Consider the following 19,697-nt stretch of genomic DNA (forward strand, 5'->3'; position numbering starts at 1 on the left):
ACCGTGTAAGTGCCTATCCTCTAGGTGTTACCTGCAGCTGGTTGACGATGATGTCGACGAGCACACTGCAAAGGAGAAGGTGAAATGCGTGTTGGTATCCCCACAGAGATCAAGAACAACGAGTTTCGTGTGGCTGTCACGCCCGACGGGGTTAACTCGTTGGTCAGTCACGGTCACGAAGTGATGGTTCAGGCCGGCGCGGGAGAGGGGTCAAGGATCCCGGACGTTGAGTACAAAGACGCTGGCGCGAAGATCATTGATGACGTCGACAAGGTGTGGGATGACGCCGAGCTCATCCTGAAGGTCAAGGAGCCCATCGAGGATGAGTACCATCGCATGCATGAGGGGTTGACCCTCTGCACCTATCTGCACTTGGCCGCGGATCGTCCGCTCACCGAGGAGCTCCTGAAGCGCAAGGTTACCTCGATCGCCTACGAGACCGTCGAGATGAATGACCACTCCCTGCCGTTGCTGTCTCCGATGTCGGAAATTGCCGGTCGACTCGCAGCCCAGGTCGGGGCGAACTGCCTCATGCAGCCTGCTGGTGGAAATGGCGTGCTCATTGGTGGCGGCTCCGGTGTCCGCAACGGTCGAGTGACGGTGCTCGGCGGCGGCGTCGCCGGATTCTGCGCCGCCCGCGTCGCTGACGGTATGGGCGCCGACGTCACCATTTTTGACGTCAACGTCGCTCGGATGCGCTACATCGGCGAGGTGACCGGAGGACGTATCCGCACTCAGTTCTCCAGCCTGCTGGCCGTCAAGGAAGCTTGCAAGGAGTCGGATTTGGTCATCGGATCCGTGCTGGTTCCGGGCGCTCGTACCCCGCACTTGGTCGACAACGAGACCGTCGCGCAGATGATGCCCGGTTCGGTGCTCGTCGACATCGCCATCGATCAGGGCGGCTGTTTTGAGGATTCCCACCCGACGACGCACGCCGAGCCAACCTTCAAGGTCCACGATTCAGTGTTCTATTGCGTCGCCAACATGCCGGGCGCCGTCCCGCACACCTCGACCTACGCGCTGACCAATGCCACCATGCGTTACGCGGTCCTCATTGCCGACGAAGGATGGAAGGGCGCTTGCAAGAACCGCACGGAGCTGGCTCGTGGCCTGACGACTCACGACGGCAGGCTCTACACCGCTGGCGTGGGAGAGGCCCTCGACATGGACGTCTCCTGCGTCTCCGAACTCTTCTGAGGTGTTGAATGATCATGGCGCGGTGTCTCAGAGTACCGCCCCATGATCACGTCAGGGGCTGGGTTCACACCAGCAGGGGTGCCAGGGACTCCTTGTCGGTCGAGGTGCAGAAAGCGGCCTGTAGGGCATTGCACTGGACCGAGAGGGCGTCGTCGCGACTCCAGGCGAGTGCCTGGGACACCAGGGATACCTCCCGGGACGTCGTCGTGCGGCTCATGAGGCGGTTGTCACAGCTCAGCATGATGTTGAACCCCGCTGGCCACAGCACCGACAGCGGATGATCGTCAATCCTGTGACAAATGCCGGTCTGGGTGTTCGAGGACGGACAGACCTCCAGTGGCACCCTGTGTGACAGCACTCGCTGGGCCGTCGGCCCCCATCCGGATACGTCGCGGTCCTCGATGATGCGCACCCCGTGGCCGAGGCGCTCCGCCCCATGGTCGAGGGCGTCGAGAACCGACTCCGGGCCAGCGGCCTCGCCAGCGTGGACGGTCAGGTGGATTCCGGCAGCTTGAATGCGCTTCAGGGCATCGCTGAAGGGAGCCAGGGGGAAACCGTCCTCAGGACCAGCAATGTCGACGCCAACGACTCCCGGAGCATGGTTGACGGCGAGGTCGACGACATCTTCGGGGACGTCGAGATGTCTCATGAGGCACAGGACCTGTCGCGCGACGATGATTTTGCCCGCGCTGGAGGCGGACTCCATCCCCTCCTGGAGACCGATCTGGACTGCCTCGGTGGCCTCGACGGCGGTCAGACCACCCTCGAGATGCTGCTGGGGAGCCCATCGAGTCTCGGCGTACACGACACCATCGGTCGCCATGTCCTCGACGAATTCCCGCGCTATGCGACGCAAGGAGTCAGCATCCTGCATGAGGGCGACAGTCTCGGTGAAAGTGTCGAGGTATCTGGCCAGGGAACCGGAATCAGCTGCCTCGAAGAACCAGCTGGCAAGACCCCCAGGCGTGTTGGCCGGGGCGGGTCGACCGTGTTCGGCGGCGAGGTCCAAAATCGTCGCCGGACGCACCCCTCCGTCAAGATGATCGTGCAGCACAACCTTGGGAAGACTCATCGCTTCTGCCAAATCCATGCGCCGGAGTTTATCGACGAGGCCTCCGTTGCGAAGCCGCGTGCGGCGATCCCCAGCGCTGATGGGCGAAATTTCCCGGTCCAGGAGTGGCCCCGGCTCTGGAGTGACGTGTCGCTCGGGGAACCGACGGAAATCGTCATGGGGGTGGGGAATGGTGTCAGCCTCGCGGCGGAAACTGGAGGTCCGGTGAGTGCCGGTGCCTGGCAACACGCCAAAGAGTTGCCGCGTGCCGGAGCATCGGGCATGAAAAGGCCCGGGAGTCGAAGCCCCAGGGCCCTTTGCACACTCAGGCGCGCTGATCCAGGGGCACGTAGTCGCGCAGGTCAGCTCCGGTGAAGATCTGACGCGGACGCCAGATCTTGTTTCCGCCAGTGGCTACCTGCTCGCGGTAGTGGGCGATCCAGCCGGGCAGACGCCCCAAGGCGAACAGCACGGTGAACATGTTCATCGGGAAGCCCATGGCCTCGTAGATGAGACCGGTGTAGAAGTCGACGTTTGGGTAGAGTTTGCGCTCCTTGAAGTAGTCGTCGCTCAGCGCGGTCTCCTCGAGTTCCTTGGCGATCTCGAGAAGGTCCTCGCGACCGGTGTGGAGCTCCAAGATGCGATCGGCGTGCTCCTTGATGATGGCGGCACGCGGATCGTAGTTCTTGTAAATGCGGTGACCGAAGCCCATCAGCTTGATGTCGGACTGCTTGTCCTTGACCTTGCGGACGAACTCCTTCGTCGTCATGTCGGAGTCGCGGATGTACTGCAGCATCTCGAGGACAGCCTGGTTCGCTCCACCGTGTTTCGGACCGGACAGCGCATTGACGCCGGCGGCAATTGCGGCATACATGTTCGCACCCGACGACGCGACCATGCGGACCGTCGAGGTTGAACAGTTCTGCTCGTGGTCGACGTGCAGGATGAGGAGGGTCTCCAGGGCCTTGGTGATCTGGTCGTTGAACTCGTAAGGCTCGGTCGGGAAGCCGAAGCTCATCCGGATGAAGTTCTGGACGTAGCTCAGCGAGTTGTCGGGGTACAGGGTGGGCTGGCCCATCGAGTTCTTGTAACCGAAGGCGGCCAAGGTTGGGACCTTGGCGATCAGACGGGTGGTGGCAGCCTCGACCTGCTCCGGATCGGTTCCCGACGATTTCTGGGAGAAGGTCGACAGGGCCATGATGCCTGCGGCGAGCACTGGCATGGGGTGGGAATGACGGGGGAAGCAACGGAACAGGTCGCGCATGCGCTCGTCAATGAGGGTGGTGCGGCGGATTCGCTCCTCGAATCCCTCCAGCTGTGCCCTGCTCGGTAGCTCACCGTAAAGAACGAGGTAAGCGGTCTCGAGGAAGGTGGACTGTTTGGCGAGCTGCTCAATGGGGTAGCCGCGATAGCGCAGAATGCCCTTCTCACCGTCGATGTAGGTGATCTGAGACTCGCAGGATGCCGTGTTGACGAATCCCGGGTCGATCATGACGTTACCGGTCTCGTTGAGCAGACCCTCAACGTCGTAACCCACCTGGCCGTCCGTGGCGACGACCTTGTTGAAGGCGAGTTGGGTGTCTTCGTCGACGAACCTTGCACTCAAACCCATCGTGCGATCCTTCCTGGCGGCCTCGTCCGGACATCACGGGTGGCCGAGCATACGTGGACGGGCGGCACTGCGGGGTCGTTCCCGAGCGTCACCGCGGTGTGAACAATGGCACATCCAGGCTACGGCTCGCCGACGCGAATAACCAAGAAACCGACGTATTGTCCGGCATGGTTGAGGGTTCCTCGAATGTCGGGTGACAGTTTTCGACACCCGCCCGGCGGACGAACGGTAGGCGCCTGAGGAGACGCGGGTGGGGGCGGCCCGCCCATCGGCGAACCGCCCCCACGGGGAAGGTGTGCTCAGTCCCTCGTCATCAGTCGAGGACGGTGTAGGTGATCGGTGTCGTTCCCTGGCCGAGATCGGCGATCCGGGCGAAGGAGGCGCGCGACAGGTCGACGCAACGACCGGCGACGTACGGGCCACGGTCGTTGATCCGAACGACCACCGAGCGACCGTTGCGGACGTTGGTGACACGGATGTGAGTACCCAGAGGCAGGGACTTGTGGGCAGCGGTGATGGCGCTCGGGTCGAACTGCTCGCCCGAGGCGGTCGACTGCGGTTCGTCGTAGAACGAGGCGATGCAGCGTCCGCCAACGCCACTGGAGCCCTTGGAGGGACGGGCCTTCTCGCGGCTGGTGTTGTTGTGGTGTTTGGCGGGGGTTTGTGTCTTGGGTGTGGGGATTTTGCCGGTGAGGTAGGTGCGGTAGAGCCAGCCGGTTTTGCCGTTGGCGTGGACTTGGACCCAGTTGCCGTTGGTTTTGCCGGTGACGGTGACGCCTTGGTTCTTGGTTAGGTGGTCGATGATGGCTGATGTTGATGATGCTGAGGCGCGTAGGTTTAGGCCGTCGGTGGTGTGGGTGGCGGCGTTGTCGCGGCTGGTGTTGTTGTGGTGTTTGGTTGGGGTTTGTGTCTTGGGTGTGGGGATTTTGCCGGTGAGGTAGGTGCGGTAGAGCCAGCCGGTTTTGCCGTTGGCGTGGACTTGGATCCAGTTGCCGTTGGTTTTGCCGGTGACGGTGACGCCTTGGTTCTTGGTTAGGTGGTCGATGATGGCTGATGTTGATGATGCTGAGGCGCGTAGGTTGAGGCCGTCGGTGGTGTGGGTGGCGGCGTTGTCGAGAGCCGGACGGGCCTTCTCGCGGCTGGTCGAGGAGTCGCCCTTGGCGTCGGTGCTCGGCTTGGCGGGAGCAGGGGCTGCCTTGCCGGTGGTGAGGTAACGACCGTAGATCCAACCCGACTTGCCATTGACGGAAACAGGGACCCAGCTGCCGTCAGGACGACCGGTGACCTGGACCTCCTGACCGCGCTCGGCGGCGGTGAGAACGTTGCCGGCATTGCGGGAGTCGTCACGCACGTTGACCGGGACGGTCGCGATCATGGTGTCAGGAAGCGGATCGGACCCGAAGTGCACCGGGAGGGTGTTCTCCTCGGTGAGGAAGCGCTGGTAGATCCAGCCGGTGGTCCCGTTCACGGTGACGGGGACCCACCCGCGCACCTTCTTGCCGGTGACCTGCACCGACTGGCCACGGGCCGCGATGGTGAGGACCTTGCCGGAATTGGAGGAGGCAGACCGTACGTTGACATCCGTTGTCGCGTACATCGTCTGCGTGTTCGCTGCGTGTGCGACCGCACCAATGACGGCGGGCGCAACGACGCTGATCCCAGAGGTGAGGGCGATGGTGGCGGCAGCACCTCGGACAGAGCGCTTGGGGCGGATCACGGTGTGACTTCCTCTCGCCGTTGAAGGCATCGGAGCTTTCGATCCCGGCGTTTCCGGGACGAGTGGGACACTAGGAATCCACAGCTGTTCAACCCAAGGACGTTGAGGGTTTGAGCGTGTCGTGGCAACTGTCATGAGGGGTGGACGATGACCGGGAAAACCGCGTCATGAGGCGAGAAACACGTTGCGATGGGGTGAGGCACCCCGACACGGCAAAACCCTCTACCTTGCATCGAGGTAGAGGGTTTCATGGCACATCGGATGAGAGTTGTTCAGAGTGCGCTCAGCTTCTGCCAGCCCTCCCAGTCATAGCACCAGCAACCGATGCCTTCGTCGGGCTTGAACTGTCGGTTCGACCCGGTGTTCATGACGGGGTCACCAGCCGAGCACAGGTTGTACAGCCACTTGGCATTCGCGGTGGACATGCCGATGCAGCCGTGGGAGACGTTCGCAGAGCCCTGCGAGCCCGCAGACCAGGGCGCGGCGTGGATGAACTCTCCGGTGTTCGTCACTCGCATGGCGTACTTCACTTTGACGTTGTAGTACCCACTGCTCCCCTTGGGGACGCCGACGGTCGACGAGTCCATCACCTTGACAGCGTTGCGTTCGATGATGACCTTGGTCCCCGATCGGGTCGTGGTTCTCGCACCGGGCTTTCCGGTCGTCACCGGGATGGTGCGGACGGTCTTGCCGTTGACGACGACGTCCATCTTGTGCTTGGCGATGTACACCTTGAGAATCCGCGAATCACCGACACGGAGGGACCCGGTGACGTTGTTCGTGATCCAGCGGTGGCTCGACGTCGGTAATCCGGTGAGGTCAGCCTTGACGCTGACCTTGGTGCCGGCTTCCCAGAACTTCTTGGGACGCCACGCGAGCTGGGACTGGTCGAGCCATCCCCACGCCCCCTCTTGGTTGGGCGAGACGTCGATCTCCATCGCCTCCTGGATCTTGGCGCGCATGTCAGCGTCGATGACGTCCTTGCGGAACTTGATGATGACAGGCATGCCGACGCCGACGGCGGCATCCTTGTAGAGCATCTCGGCGACGTTGACGTCACCGTCAAGGCTCTTGACCTTCGTGGTCACAGTGGTCGTCGCCCCGGCATGGGGATCCGTGTTCGTCAGGGTCGCCGTCACGGTGTAGCGGGTGTTGAGGCTCCACGGTTCCTCCGGGGTCCAGGTACTCTCCTTGAGAGTTCCCTTGACCTCCCCGTCATCCTTGTCGGTGACCTTGACGTCCTTGAGAGCACCATTGACGACGGCGAACTTCAGGGCGTCGCCAGGCTGCAGCTCGGTGATCGGGTGGTCCGAGGTGATCGTCAGAGCTGCTGGGGTTGGGGTCGGAGTGGGCGTCGGGGTCGCGGACGATTTACCGGCGTTGTCTCCGGGGCCAAAGCCGTCCCCGCCCAGGGACGTCTTGGCACAAGCAGCAACAGTCATTGGCAGAGCCACGGCACTTGTGGCCATAACCGAACGCCGGGTCAGTCTCGACGGCACAGTACCTCCATGCTTTGTGTGCGAGATGAGAACTCTGGTCCATTTCGCGGGAAGGATGAACGGGATACATGGTACAGCGCTGAACCGGCGACTTCCCAAACGTCAGCTGGGCCTTGGGTGGGCACTTTCACTGCCCGCTGATCGGCCTCGGACGGTCCTTCCATGGGGGTAGGCAGTCATGATTTCCAGCTACTCTTTCATGGACATCACCGCGTGAAAACTGGCCTGGAGGTATCTCATGTCTGAAGGCGACCCGACCCCGCCCCGCCAACATCCTGACTGGCTGACGTGGGTGATCGTCGTCATCGTGACGATCATCGGCGTGACGATTCTCGGGCTGTGGGCGTGGGCCATGGTTCGGTAATCCCGTGAAGGCCACTGGTGTCACGATGAACATGACCCCGTCGAAGTTCGGGGCCCTCAGTATTCTCACGGCGTCGTGAACAACCAAGGTTTTGGGTCGCCTCATCGTCAGGGGTGGGACGACCCAGGCGCGCCGGGAAGCGCCTAGCATCGGAGGTGGAAAGGCCGGCACATCCCCAGCCGGAACATGTATGCGAGTGTTTTCACGTACCCCGTTGAAGGTTGCTGCCGTGGCGCTGGTCGCGACGACGAGTTTGTCTCTGGCTGCGTGTGATGGCGGATCGAAGGCGGGTGACAGCCATTCCAACTCCGCAGCAGCTAATCCACTGTTCAAGAAGGGGAAGGTCGACAAGACGAGGTTCTCCAAGGAGGTCAAGACCTCCATGGGAAAGGTGAAGACTTACCGTATGGAGGCCACCCTGGACGGCTCGATGAATGGTCAGAAGACGAATATGAAGGCCATCACGGACTACGACGGTACGAATTCGTCCAAGCCCAAGGTTCACATGGTCACGACGGACCCTGGGGTGAACGGAACCCTCGATCAGGTGATCATCGGCGATGAGAAATACACCAAGCAGGGGTCGCAGTGGCAGAAGACTCCGTCTCAGACCAAGAGTGATGAAACCGCTCCCGGCGCCATGGCAGCCGGATTCACTCAGGGTATCGACAACCTGACCTATGTCGGCAAGGAGCCCCGGGGTCATCGCTACGACGCCACGGTCTCGGCAGATTCCAACAGTGTGACCCCGAGCGCCTCGCCGAGTGCGGGCGAGAAGAAGACCACCGGCAAGGTCACTTATTGGCTTGACGATTCCAAGCGGTTCAAGGGCGTCAAGATGTCGATGCCCGCCGGTCAGGGCGGGGACATGGCTATTGACATCACCTTCTCCAAGTACGACGAGAAGGTGGAGATCCCGAAGGTCGCCTGAGTACTGCTTCCTGGCCTCCCCTGACGAAAACCGTCAGCTCACCGGTCCGATCAGACGAGGGTCGACCGGGGTGGTCCCGCCCACCGAGTTGGCGCGGTGACCGACCTGGTTGACCCTCGGCACGTTGGCAGTCAAGTCACGTGCCTTGCCGATGTGGGTGGCCAGCCCCCGCGCATGGGCGACGTTGAGGTGGGCCGGATCGCGCCATTCGCCGAGGTCGTCGGACTCTCAGAGCTGTCGTCGATTTTTCGCATCCTGGCGGTGGCCGCTGCACTCAGGAGCCCGGACCCACATGTGCAGTGGGGAGTTTTGTCACCGCGCTCTCCGGTCCATTCGAAGTAGCCGTCATGGGTACGACGCAGCGTTGGGAAGCCATCGCGGTACGAAGCATCCCATTGGTGACGATGAAGTACCGCGGCTGCCAGGAAGTGCCGAGGTGTCTGAACTCAGCGCACCTCGTCGGACACCATTCGTCCCACCTGCGACATCGTCAGCCACCACTGCTCGCGGGGACGACGGTGAGCGGAATCGACCAGAGACGGCATCATCTCCATCTGGCTGGGACACATACCCGACTCGTTGACACCGATGAACCACGACCCGTCCTGGCGGGCAGCCAGCTCGTCGTCAATGAGATTGAGAGCGCGGTAGGCGAGGCGGTTGGCCAACAACCGGTCGAAGGGGGAAGGAGATCCGCCTTGTTGCATGTGACCCAGCACGACCTGGCGCACGTCGTACATGCCGTGGGACTCCTCCTCCAGTAGTCGAGCGATGAAGTCGGTGGTGTAGTTGCGAGAGGCGTTCTCGTTGCGGACGGCCAGGAAGAGGCGTCGTCCGTGGGCGAAGGACTCGCGCAACCAGTGGACGTCATTGGCCAGATCGTCCAGGGAGATGCCGTCCTCGTTGGTGTAGATCCGCTCGGCGCCAGCGGCGATTCCGGACATCAGGGCGAGGTATCCGCAGTCACGGCCCATCGTCTCGACGACAAAACACCGCCGCGACGCGATGCCGGACTCCTTGATCCTGTCCACCGCCTCGACGATGACATTGAGGGCGGTGTCGGCGCCGATGGACAGCTCGGAACCGGGGAGATTGTTGTCGATCGAAGCAGGGATGCACACCGTCGGGATGCGCAAGGCCGGGTAGCGGTCCCGTTCCGTCGTCATGGTGTGGATGCCCTCGTAGGCCGAGTAACCGCCGATGACGAGCAGGGCATCGATGTGATTGTCCTCCAGTGCGCGGCTGACGGCGTAGAGGTCACGGGGGCTCGGGCTCTCGCGGCGGGTGCCCAGCTCGGCACCGCCCTCCCCGGCCCAGCCCTCGACGTCGCCCCAAGCCAGTTCCGACATGTCCCCGGCAGCCAGACCGACGAATCCGTTGTGGATTCCGATGACGGTATGACCGCGAGAAATGGCCAGCCGGACGGCCGCGCGCGCAGCAGTGTTCATGCCTGGGGCAGGACCGCCGGCGTGCATGATCGCAATCCGCCTCTGATCGGCGTCCCCTACCCCCTCGGTCGTGGTGCGGGCTGGCTCGCTGAGTTCGGTGAAGATGGCGTCCATCTCGACGAAGGAACGCCCCCTCATCCTCATGGCCTCGTTGAAATCACCCCGCTCAATGAGGCCCGGCACCGACTTGGTGTCGGCCACGGCCTTGACCAGGGGCAAGCGGTGGATGCGGTTCGCACTGGTCCCGATGACGCGTCCCTCGGCCTCCGGGGTCGTCGAGAGCACCTCGTGAACGGCGTGATAGCCGAGCCAGGTAGAGGCCCAGCGGTCATAGGCAGAGGGGCGTCCACCGCGCTGGACGTGGCCCAGAATGGTGACGCGGGCGTCCTCCCCGAGCTTGTCCTCGAGGACCTGGCGGACGTACTCGGAGGTGATGCGGTTACCGACGCGATCGGTGGCTCCTTCGGCGACGATGACAATCGAGTCGCGGCGACCTGCCTGTCGGCCTCGCTTGAGCTCGGCGCACATCCGATCCTCCCAGCCGTCCTCCGGTGGGCGCTCGGGGATAAGTACGTAGTCGGCACCACCGGCGACCGCTGCCATGAGGGCGAGATAGCCACAGTGACGACCCATCACCTCGACGACGAAGGATCGTTGGTGGCTGGCCGCGGTGGAGGTGAGGTCGTCGATGGCATCGACGATGCGATGCAGGGCCGTGTCCGCGCCGATGGTCATGTCGGATCCGACGAGGTCGTTGTCGATGGAGCCCACCAGGCCCGCGATCATGAGGCATGGGTGCTCGCGGGCCACTTCGGGGCTCACCCGACCCGTATCGACGAGCTCGGCGACGAGGTCGGTCCACTCGGTGCGCAACACGTCCAAACCGCTGAGTGAACCATCGCCACCAATGACCACGAGACGATCGATTCCGTGCTCCAAGAGGTTCTGGACAGCCTTCAACCGACCTGAGCGTTCGCGCATCGCTTTGCAGCGAAAAGTCCCGATCACGGTGCCACCGCGGTTGAGGATCGAACCGACGTCATCCCATCCGAACTTCCGGATACCGTTGCCTCCGTCGATCATGCCTTGATAGCCCTCGTAGATCGCATAGACCTCGGCGCCCACGCTCAACGCAGAGCGCACCACGGCGCGGACAGCGGCATTCATGCCCTGGGCGTCGCCACCGCTGGTCAGGATGCCGATGCGCAGCCCATGGCCGTCGGGGAGGGTGGGGGTAAGCCTCAATTCGTCATCAACATGCACGGTTCAATACTGCCGCGTCGGAGTGGCCGCGGGGTGAACTGTGACTATGAGGTTTTTCGGTCGGGAGTTTTCGTCACTGGTGTGGTGACACGGCGGAGGGTCGAATGGACCCGCGTGAGCATTTTTTCCCCCCGGGGCGTAGGCCATACGAGCCTCAGGAGCGCCCGTCGGGAACCGTCTCGAGGTCGTCCATCCAGGCCCGAGCCACGGCGTCGGAGGGCATCCGCCAGTCACCACGCGGACTCAAGGACCCACCGGCGACCACCTTGGGTCCGTTGGGCAGGGTGGAGCGCTTGAACTGGTTTCCGACGAACCGCCACAGGAACAGCCGCGTCCAGTCCTTGATGGCCGGAAGGTCGTAGGAGTGACGGTCCTCGTCGTGGAACCCGGGTGGCCAGGACCCCACGGAGGAGTCACGCCAGGCGTGATGGGAAAGGAAGACGATCCGGCTGGGACGCATGCCGTGGCGCAGCAGGTGGTAGAGGGTGAAGTCCTGCAACTCGTAGGGGCCGATCTTCGCCTGGGTGGACTGGATCTTCTCCCCGGGGCGAGCCGGGACGAGCTCGGGGGAGATTTCCGTCCCCAGCACCGACTCGAGGACGACATTCGTGGCTTCGTCGAACTGACCCGACGAAATGCACCACCGGATGAGGTGCTGGATGAGGGTCTTCGGCACACCGGTGTTGACCCCGTAGTGGCTCATCTGGTCACCGACGCCAAAGGTGCACCATCCCAGGGCCAGCTCGGACAGGTCTCCGGTGCCCATCACGATGCCGCCACGCTGATTGGCGATGCGGAAGAGATAGTCGTAACGCAGGCCAGCCTGGACGTTCTCGAAAGTGATGTCGTAAACCTCGGCCCCGTCACCGGCTGGGTGTCCCATCTCCTTGAGCATCTCGGTGGCTGCTGGGCGGATGTCCAACACCTCGCAGGGAATGCCGAGTGCTCGGCACAGGTCCAGGGCGTTGTTCTTGGTGTGGTCAGTCGTGGCGAATCCGGGCATCGTGAAGGCGAGGATGTCGGTGCGCGGGCGGCCCATCTGGTCCATCGCCTTGGCAGCGACGAGCAGGGCATGGGTGGAGTCCAGGCCACCCGAGACACCGATGACGACCTTGGGCGACCCAATTGACTCGACGCGACGACGCAGCCCATAGACCTGGATGTTGTAGGCCTCGTAGCAGTCCTGGGCGAGCTGGCCGGCCTCATTGGGAACGAAGGGGAAGCGGTCGACAGGCCGCTCGAGACCGATGTCTTCGTGAGTCGGGTCAAGGATGAAGGTGTTGGTGCGCCAGCCCTTGCCGTTGGGCTGGGCCAGGGCATTGTCGTCGAAGGAACCTTGACGCATCCTCTCCTGGCGCAGCAGGTCAAGGTCGATGTCAGTCAGACAGTACCCCGGTTCAGGGGAGAACCGATCAGTCTCGGCCAGCAGGGACCCGTTCTCGTAGATCATCGTCTGACCGTCCCAGGACAGGTCGGTGCTCGACTCCCCAGGGCCAGCGGCTGCATAGACGTAGGCCTGCAGATTGCGCGAGGACGTCACCTTGCACAATTCGTGACGTTGGCGGGATTTTCCGACCGTGATGGGAGACCCGGAAAGGTTGACCTCGAGGACAGCCCCTGCGAGTGCGGCCTGGGAGGAGGGGGCGACCGGAACCCACACGTCCTCGCAGACCTCCACGTGAAAGGTGAGGTCGGGCAGGTCGGATGCCTGGAAGAGCTGGTCGGGGCCGAAGGGGACTTCGGTCGAGGTCACGCGAGATTTCTGTCGGCCCGACAGGTCGATGGTTCCGCTGGTGCCTGCACCGGCGGCGAAGTGACGTTTTTCGTAGAACTCCCGGTAATTGGGGAGGTAGCTCTTGGGCACCACGCCGAGCACCTGGCCGCGGTGCACGACGACCGCACAGTTGTACAGCCGGTTCCCTCGCTGCAGCGGCGCACCGACAATGATGACGGGGAAGAGGTCACGAGAGGCCTGGCGCAGGGTTTCGATGGCGTCGAGGACCGCGTCCAGGACGACGCCCTGGAGCAACAGGTCGTCGATGGCGTAGCCGGTCAGGCATAGTTCGGGGAAGACGGCGATGGCCACGTCACGGGAACTGAGTTCCCGGCAGGTGTCGAGAATTCCCGCCACGTTCGAGGCTGGGTCACCGATGTGCACCGTCGTGGTGCATGCTGCGACTCGTGCGAAGCCTTGGTCATATGCCGAGTGGAAATTCCCCTTCATGGAGCCAGTCTCGCAGAAGCCGGGGTGGGGAGCCCCGTTCACCCCAGTTCGTTGCTACGCGGGGGGTTTGCGCCGGCCCGGGAGACGGTGATGGCGGCGACGTGGGCGGCCCTGTGCATCACCTGACGAAGGATGTCAGGCTGGATGCGACCGAGATCCGCGCGATGTTCGGCCCCCAACAACCCGGCAGCCCACAATCCGTCAATGGTCGCCGACATGAAGGAATCCCCAGCACCGACAGTGTCGACGACCTCTGTTTGTTCCCCGGGGACGCGAATTTCAACACCTGCGGACGTCATGGCCACCACGCCGTGTTCCCCCATCGTCAGGATGCCGATTTTTGGCCCCATTCCCATCCAGCCGGCGAGCATCTCGACCGGATCAGCGCCTTCTCCCAGCCACGTCAAGTCCTCGTCGGAGGCCTTGACGACGTCAGCCAGCCGCACGAACTGCTCGACGCCATGGCGCGCGGTACCCGGATCCCCGAGCAGGCTGGGCCGACAATTCGGATCGAAGGTGATCGTCGCCGAGTCCCGGGCAGCGGCCACCGTCTCGGCCACCACTTGGCGTCCCGGAGCGATCCCACACGCCAAAGATCCGGTGTGGACGACCACGCAGTCAGCGGGAATCTGGACCGACGGCAGCGCCCACTCGAGATCGAACTCGTAGCTCGCCTGGCCTCCTGTCAGGGTGGCGGTGGCCGTGGACGTACGATCGGCGTCTCGAGAAGAGCTACTGAGACGGACGTTGTCAGCCCCGACGTGGGCCTCGATTTCTCGACCGTGATCGTCATGACCGATCCAGGTCGCCAACTCGACGTCGCGTCCCAGGCGTGCCAGCCCGATCGCGACGTTCATGGGTGAGCCGCCTGGATGCTCGCTCACTCGTCCAGCATCGTTGACGACGTCGATCAGTGACTCCCCGATGACAAGTGCGGTGGACATGGTCTCTCCTCCCGGTGCTGCCTCCAGTCTCTCGTACGGCTCTCGACGTACTGGCGGAGGGGTCAACCATCGTTCTACTACCAACATTGCATTCGAATAGCCCCGATGTGGTCTCTAGACTGGATGCAATGATCGCCTCCGGAAATACCCCGACCTCGGAACCGTGCGCCGGCTCTGGCCTCTGGCGTGGCGGTGGCCTTCTCGCTGCCCTGGTGGCAATGGTGTGCCTGGTCGCCGGCTGCGGATCACCCATGCCCGCCGCGACGGCGTGCATCGATTCGGTTCCTGGTGCGGGCGATCATCGCGCGCGTCACCGCCATACCGTGACATGCCCGACGGCATCCCCCGAGCAGACGGCCAAGGCGTCCTCGAGTGAGAAAACCCAGGACAGACCGAGTGTCAAGAGCGGTGCCGACGAGCCCGAGGACTCCGCCAGCCCTCAGTCGGGCGACCCAGGGCCCTCGATTCCCGGCTTGACGCCACCTTCGGCATCTCTGGCAGTGGGTGAGGAGTCCTCGGCGGGTGCTGGAACCTATGTGTTGTGGATCAAGGCGGAGAATCACGTCTACCTTGTTGACGATGGTGTGGTGAAGCGCGCGATGCTCACCACCGCGGAGCCGTGGAAGACCCCGGTCGGGGATTACCAGATCGAGTACAAGGCTCGACACGCTGCATCGACCGAGGACGGCATTCGCTGGTACATCCCCAATTTCCTGGCTTTCTATCAACGCCCGGGCGCGGTCGGCCGCATTGGCTTCCACCAGATTCCGTGGGACGAGAAGACCAAGAAACCTGCTCAGCCCGTCTACGCCCTGGGCCTTCCGGGGTACTCGAGTCACGGCTGCGCGAGGTTGGCGCCGAACGATTCGGAGGCCCTCTACTCCTTCGCTCACAAAGGCACGAAGGTGAAGGTGCGGTGAGTCGTCGACGCGACGAGGAGAACTCCTCCGGTCTGAGAATGTTGCTGGGTCACAACGTTGACCAGGGCAATCCAGACACCTTGGGGGCGACGACCGAATCTGCCCGGGTCGGTAGGTCTGCCGGCGCCTTTGTCGCGGTAATGGTCATCACCGGAGTGGTGTGGGGTCTCAGTCTGGCGATCTGGGCCGTCACGCCTGGGGCCAATGGCACCAGCGGAACAATGCCGGTGCGTGGCTGGGTCGGCAGTCTCCTCGTCGGTCTGCTTTATGCGATGGGCGTGACGGTGATCCTCATCATCCCAGTCGTCGTGCTGGCAGCTTTGCTGGGTGCGCGACTGGAGCAGCGGAGGAGTCAGTGTCTTGCCGGTGGGATCGTCGGGGGAGTGACGGTGCTCCTCGGAGCAGCTGGTCTTTATGCTTTGATGCCAGTGCTCTCAGCGGTGGCCGAGGTCACGTGGCCTGCCCTCCTGGCAGCCATCGGACTGGGGGTCTGGTGGGGGCCGTGGGTCATGGAAGGACGCCGTTCACGACAAGGCCGGGACGGCCATGGTGACCTACAGTGTGAGTCATGACACAGAACAACCCTGTCGTTCCCACCCCTCCCAAGGCCCTGACGATCTCTGCTTGGGTCGCGGTCGCCTCCGTGATCCTTCAGACTGTGTTGGCCTGGTTCATGCTCTCTGGTGTTCACGGTCTCGGCGACGTGCACATGGGATTCGGAATTGTGACCCTGGTGGCCGCCATTGTGACTGCCGTCCTGGCTGTCATGTGGAAGCGCCGCGGTGGACCCTCGGCGATCGTCGGACACGCCATTGGCATGGCGGTACTGGTCCTTGTCCAGTTCGGCCTCGGCGAGATGAGCAGCAGCGGTGCAACCAAGTGGATCCACGTGATCCTGGGCGTGGTCATCGTCGTCGGGTTGCTCGTTCTGCCCCAGTCGATCGCCAAGTCTTCCCGGGAGTGATGCAGGCTGGCGTCAGCTGGCAATTTTTGCCGTCGAGGCCTCGGTGACAGCCACCAGGTCTGATGGTGACAATTCCACTGACAGCCCGCGACGCCCGCCTGAAACCAGCACCCGCGGCTGCCCCAGCACCGGTTCGTCGATGCACGTGGGCAGCCGCTTTTTCTGTCCAAGTGGCGAAATTCCCCCGACGATGTAGCCCGTCGCGCGCTCGGCTGCCGCGGAGTCGGCCATGGCGGCTTTTTTCGCACCCATCACGGATGCGAAGGCCTTGAGGTTGAGCTGGCCACTGACGGGGACGACGGCAACGGCGAGTTTTCCTGAGGAGGCGAGCTCGACGACCAAGGTCTTGAGCATGATGGCCGGGTCGAAGCCGAGTTTTGCGGCTCCCTCGTCACCGAAGTGGTGGTTCGCGGGGTCATGGTCGTAGCTGTGCAGAACATGAGCCACCTTGGCCTGGACAAGGGCTTTGGTCGCGGGGGAAGCAGAGTCCGAGGCTGGCATCAGTCCTCGAATCCGGCCCACATCCGCAGTCGGTGGGTCATCTCGTCGTCCTGGGGAGCTGGGAGGCCGTCAATGCTCAGAATGGGGACGATGCCACGAATGGATGACAGCAGCCAGGCCCCTTGAGCACGCAACACCTCGTCGCGCTTCATGAGGCGGGTGGAAGTCTTGAGCCCGTTGTCGTCAGCGGCTTCGAAGACGGTATCGACGGTGATCGAGCTGAGGATCCCCGTTGCGCCGGTCGGGGTTGTCCACAACCCGTCGGCAGCTTCGACGACCAACCCAGAGGTGGGGCCTTCAAGCAGATAACCCTCGGTCGAGGTGAAGATGACGTCGTCAGCGCCCTGGGACTTGGCATGACGCAGTGCCGCGACGTTGACGGCATAGGACAAGGTCTTGACGCCGCCGAGAAGCCACGGCGCATCAGCGAAGGATTCGCTGGTGACCCCACGCGACAGGCACAGCACATCGATTCCTTCTCGCTCTTCCTTGTGGGTCTCGGAGAGGGGAGCGATGGTGAGGAACCCTCGCGGAGGTCCTGGGACGACTTCGCGACCGTTGGTGTAAACGAGTTTGAGAGTGGCCTCTCCGGGGATGCGCCAGTTACGCGCAGCATCCTCGATGAGGTGAGTCCACGAGTCCATGTCGGGCGTGGGTCCGTCCACGCCGGCGATTGATCGCGCGAAGCGGGAGAGATGATCCTCGAGATGATCGATTCGGGACGTTCCATCTTGGGCGGTCACGATACGAGTCGCGTCGAAAACTCCGTCGCCACGCAGCAGCCCGAGATCGTCTCCATGGCACACGGTGGTCGAGGACGGCACAACCCCTTCGCCAAGTATCGCTAGTAGGTATGGAACACTTGAACGCATGCGTTCAGCCTAGTTGAGTGCAAGTTGGATGGACACAGAGGTTGTCATCCGAGACCACAGCAATGTCACGTATGGTTGGGCGTCGATGTTCAGCCACTCACGCTGACGTCATAGTACTAACGGACCGGGAGATCATTGATGACGGAGTCGTATCGCTCGTCGCAGACACGTCAGACCTACCACCATGGCCATCTGCATGAAGCCCTTGTGGAAGAGGGTTTGGAGATGGCTCGCAGTGGTGGCGCCGAGGCGGTCGTGCTTCGTGAAGCGACTCGCCGAGCTGGCGTGTCACCCAACGCGGCGTACCGTCACTTCACGAACCGTGAAGCCCTTCTCGATGAGGTGGGTTTGGCGGCTGCCGAGCAGATCGGTCGTAAGATGTGTGACGCCATGGCTGAGGTTCAGCCTGGAGACGATGAAGCTGAACCAGTTGCCAAGCTGGTGGCTGCTTGCCGCGCGTATCTTGACTTCGCTCTGGCCGAGCCGGGGCTTTTCGACGTCGCATACCGCATCTCGGATGCCGGTTTCGACATGATCAAGACAGAGCGGCCGACGGCACCGAACTTGCCCGACTCGGTCATCGGGAATGTTCTCACCGGCCCTGACATCAAGCTCTCGGAGCGAGTCGATGTGCGCGGTCTCGGCATCCTGCTGTGGTCGTTGCTCCACGGGTTTGCCTCGTTGTCGACCTTCGGTCCGCTGCGCGGCGAGAAGACCTCCGAGCGAGTCGAGAACATCCTCAACGTCATTCGCGCTTCCCTGCGTGGTGCGATTGCTCGAGCCTGATGGCTCGAGCAGATCACAATACGGACTCCACAGCTGAGGCCGGGTACCGCCAGATCCTGAATCTGGCGGTACCCGCTTTCTTGTCCTTGGTGGCGGAGCCGTTGTTCCTCGTCGCTGATTCCGCCGTCGTCGGCCACTTGGGCACCGACCAGTTGGCCGGTCTCGGTGTTGCCTCGGCGGCCCTGACGACGTTCACGGGCCTCTTCGTCTTCCTCGCTTATGCGACGACGGCCACGTCCTCGCGCCGGATGGGGGCGGGGGATCGGCACGGTGCGGCTCAGGCTGGTGTTGACGGACTCTGGCTGTCCGTCATCATCGGAGTCCTCGTCGCGATCATGCTGGTCGTCATACCGACGACGGTTGCCGGGTGGTTCGGTGCCAGCGGGGTGGTCGCTGAACAGGCCGGACGATATCTGCGCATCACTGGGTTTGGTGTGCCCGCCATGCTCGCAACGATGGCCGTCACCGGCGTACTGCGAGGATTCCAGGACACCCGGACGCCCTTGGTCGTCACCGTCATCACCTTCAGCCTCAACCTGGTGCTCAACCTGTGGTTCGTGCTCGGAATGGGCTGGGGGATCGAGGGATCAGCAGTGGGCACCCTGATGTGCCAGATCGCCATGGCGGTGGCCCTGGTATGGGTGTTGCGAATACGTACCCATGGTCTGGAGTTGAGCCTGGTGCCCCACCTGGGTGGTATCGCCTCGAGCCTGCGCGATGGTGTTCCGCTACTCATTCGTACCCTCGCGCTGCGGGCTGCCCTCTACGTGACGACATGGGTGGCAGCACGAGCGGGAGCCGTCACCATGGCTTCCTACCAAGTGACGATGACGATCTGGAACCTGCTCCTCATGACGATGGACGCCCTCGGCATCGCTGGCCAGGCCCTGACGGGAGCGAGCTTGGGAGCTGGCGACACTCGCCGTACCCGGTCCTTGACCGGCACCATGACCCGGTGGGGAGTGTGGGCCGGAGTTGTCATCGGGGCTCTTCTGGCAGCATTCCACCAGTGGGTTCCTGCCATCTACACGAATGATCCGGCAGTTCACCGGGCGGTGGCGGTTGGTCTACTCGTCATGGCTGTTGAGCAGGTCATCGCTGGGCCAGCCTTCGTTCTCGACGGAGTACTCATCGGAGCTGGTGACGGGCGCTGGTTGTCGGGGGCCCAGGTGATCATGTTCGTGGTGTATCTGCCGATGGCATTGGCGGTTCATCTTTGGGCTCCGGCAGACCCGGTGGCCGCGGTCGTCTGGTTGTGGATCGCCTTCGGTGGATTCATGGCCGTGCGCTGCGCAATTCTGGCCTGGCGGGCTCACGGGGATGCCTGGATGCGGACCGGGGCCTGAGCGAGCTCCGGCTGGTTCGCTGGTCCGAGGCCGATCGGCCTCGGACCAGCTCCCTCGA

Annotated in this window: 17 protein-coding genes; 8 read left to right on the plus strand and 9 right to left on the minus strand. The window is 63.1% G+C overall.

Features of this window, described 5'->3' with window-relative positions; translation table 11 throughout:
• Nucleotides 1-84: 84 nt before the first annotated feature.
• Nucleotides 85-1,197 (plus strand): alanine dehydrogenase, encoded by a 1,113-nt coding sequence (gene ald / locus ACUCCZ_RS11320; protein WP_435917586.1) that lies wholly within the window; start codon nucleotides 85-87, stop codon nucleotides 1,195-1,197.
• A gap of 64 nt (nucleotides 1,198-1,261) precedes the next feature.
• Here the strand turns inward: ald and ACUCCZ_RS11325 are convergent, their stop codons facing one another.
• The 4 genes from ACUCCZ_RS11325 to ACUCCZ_RS11340 all read right to left on the minus strand — a co-directional run bounded on the left by ACUCCZ_RS11325 (nucleotide 1,262) and on the right by ACUCCZ_RS11340 (nucleotide 7,019).
• Nucleotides 1,262-2,287, minus strand: coding sequence for an adenosine deaminase (locus tag ACUCCZ_RS11325; protein WP_435917585.1), 1,026 nt, complete (start codon nucleotides 2,285-2,287; stop codon nucleotides 1,262-1,264).
• 286 nt (nucleotides 2,288-2,573) lie between these two features.
• Nucleotides 2,574-3,860: a citrate synthase gene (locus ACUCCZ_RS11330; protein ID WP_435917584.1), complete on the minus strand. Its 1,287-nt coding sequence runs from the start codon at nucleotides 3,858-3,860 to the stop codon at nucleotides 2,574-2,576.
• Nucleotides 3,861-4,173: 313 nt separating this feature from the next.
• On the minus strand, nucleotides 4,174-5,607 hold the full coding sequence (locus ACUCCZ_RS11335; RefSeq protein WP_445439683.1) for a septal ring lytic transglycosylase RlpA family protein: 1,434 nt from the start codon (nucleotides 5,605-5,607) through the stop codon (nucleotides 4,174-4,176).
• 242 nt (nucleotides 5,608-5,849) lie between these two features.
• Entirely contained in the window at nucleotides 5,850-7,019 is a 1,170-nt protein-coding gene (locus ACUCCZ_RS11340) for a L,D-transpeptidase (RefSeq protein WP_435917582.1), read from the minus strand.
• A 295-nt stretch (nucleotides 7,020-7,314) separates the two neighbouring features.
• Here ACUCCZ_RS11340 and ACUCCZ_RS11345 point away from each other — a divergent pair, with 295 nt between their 5' ends.
• Together ACUCCZ_RS11345 and ACUCCZ_RS11350 are read left to right on the plus strand one after the other, a co-directional pair.
• A complete protein-coding gene (locus tag ACUCCZ_RS11345) occupies nucleotides 7,315-7,440 on the plus strand; it encodes an acyltransferase (protein ID WP_435917581.1) in 126 nt (41 codons plus the stop codon).
• Nucleotides 7,441-7,630: 190 nt separating this feature from the next.
• Entirely contained in the window at nucleotides 7,631-8,371 is a 741-nt protein-coding gene (locus ACUCCZ_RS11350) for a LolA-like protein (RefSeq protein WP_435917579.1), read from the plus strand.
• A gap of 446 nt (nucleotides 8,372-8,817) precedes the next feature.
• Here ACUCCZ_RS11350 and ACUCCZ_RS11355 read toward each other — a convergent pair whose 3' ends face one another.
• The 3 genes from ACUCCZ_RS11355 to ACUCCZ_RS11365 all read right to left on the minus strand — a co-directional run bounded on the left by ACUCCZ_RS11355 (nucleotide 8,818) and on the right by ACUCCZ_RS11365 (nucleotide 14,250).
• A complete protein-coding gene (locus ACUCCZ_RS11355) occupies nucleotides 8,818-11,064 on the minus strand; it encodes a 6-phosphofructokinase (protein ID WP_435917706.1) in 2,247 nt (748 codons plus the stop codon).
• Nucleotides 11,065-11,236: 172 nt separating this feature from the next.
• Nucleotides 11,237-13,306, minus strand: a complete 2,070-nt coding sequence (locus ACUCCZ_RS11360; protein WP_435917578.1) for an NAD(+) synthase — start codon at nucleotides 13,304-13,306, stop codon at nucleotides 11,237-11,239.
• Between the two features lie 38 nt (nucleotides 13,307-13,344).
• Nucleotides 13,345-14,250, minus strand: coding sequence for a carbohydrate kinase family protein (locus tag ACUCCZ_RS11365; protein WP_435917577.1), 906 nt, complete (start codon nucleotides 14,248-14,250; stop codon nucleotides 13,345-13,347).
• 251 nt (nucleotides 14,251-14,501) lie between these two features.
• On the opposite strand from ACUCCZ_RS11365, the gene ACUCCZ_RS11370 reads away from it, so the two are divergent.
• Genes ACUCCZ_RS11370 through ACUCCZ_RS11380 form a run of 3 tightly spaced genes read left to right on the plus strand, consistent with a single transcriptional unit; the run spans nucleotide 14,502 to nucleotide 16,134 of the window.
• Nucleotides 14,502-15,170: a L,D-transpeptidase gene (locus ACUCCZ_RS11370; RefSeq protein ID WP_445439693.1), complete on the plus strand. Its 669-nt coding sequence runs from the start codon at nucleotides 14,502-14,504 to the stop codon at nucleotides 15,168-15,170.
• A complete protein-coding gene (locus ACUCCZ_RS11375; protein ID WP_435917575.1) occupies nucleotides 15,167-15,742 on the plus strand; it encodes a hypothetical protein in 576 nt (191 codons plus the stop codon). Before ACUCCZ_RS11370 ends, ACUCCZ_RS11375 begins: the two co-directional genes overlap by 4 nt.
• Complete coding sequence (locus tag ACUCCZ_RS11380) at nucleotides 15,739-16,134, plus strand: hypothetical protein (RefSeq protein WP_435917574.1); 396 nt, start codon at nucleotides 15,739-15,741, stop codon at nucleotides 16,132-16,134. The genes ACUCCZ_RS11375 and ACUCCZ_RS11380 overlap by 4 nt, the downstream gene beginning before the upstream one ends.
• A 12-nt stretch (nucleotides 16,135-16,146) precedes the next feature.
• On the opposite strand, the gene ybaK is transcribed toward ACUCCZ_RS11380, so the two are convergent.
• Nucleotides 16,147-16,635 (minus strand): Cys-tRNA(Pro) deacylase, encoded by a 489-nt coding sequence (ybaK, locus tag ACUCCZ_RS11385; RefSeq protein ID WP_435917573.1) that lies wholly within the window; start codon nucleotides 16,633-16,635, stop codon nucleotides 16,147-16,149.
• On the minus strand, nucleotides 16,635-17,507 hold the full coding sequence (locus tag ACUCCZ_RS11390; protein ID WP_435917572.1) for an aminodeoxychorismate lyase: 873 nt from the start codon (nucleotides 17,505-17,507) through the stop codon (nucleotides 16,635-16,637). The genes ybaK and ACUCCZ_RS11390 overlap by 1 nt, the downstream gene beginning before the upstream one ends.
• A 138-nt stretch (nucleotides 17,508-17,645) precedes the next feature.
• On the opposite strand from ACUCCZ_RS11390, the gene ACUCCZ_RS11395 reads away from it, so the two are divergent.
• Both ACUCCZ_RS11395 and ACUCCZ_RS11400 read left to right on the plus strand, forming a co-directional pair.
• A complete protein-coding gene (locus tag ACUCCZ_RS11395; protein WP_435917571.1) occupies nucleotides 17,646-18,293 on the plus strand; it encodes a TetR/AcrR family transcriptional regulator in 648 nt (215 codons plus the stop codon).
• A complete protein-coding gene (locus tag ACUCCZ_RS11400) occupies nucleotides 18,293-19,639 on the plus strand; it encodes an MATE family efflux transporter (RefSeq protein ID WP_435917570.1) in 1,347 nt (448 codons plus the stop codon). The genes ACUCCZ_RS11395 and ACUCCZ_RS11400 overlap by 1 nt, the downstream gene beginning before the upstream one ends.
• Nucleotides 19,640-19,697 lie beyond the last annotated feature (58 nt).

The organism is Cutibacterium nasicola (assembly GCF_052654715.2).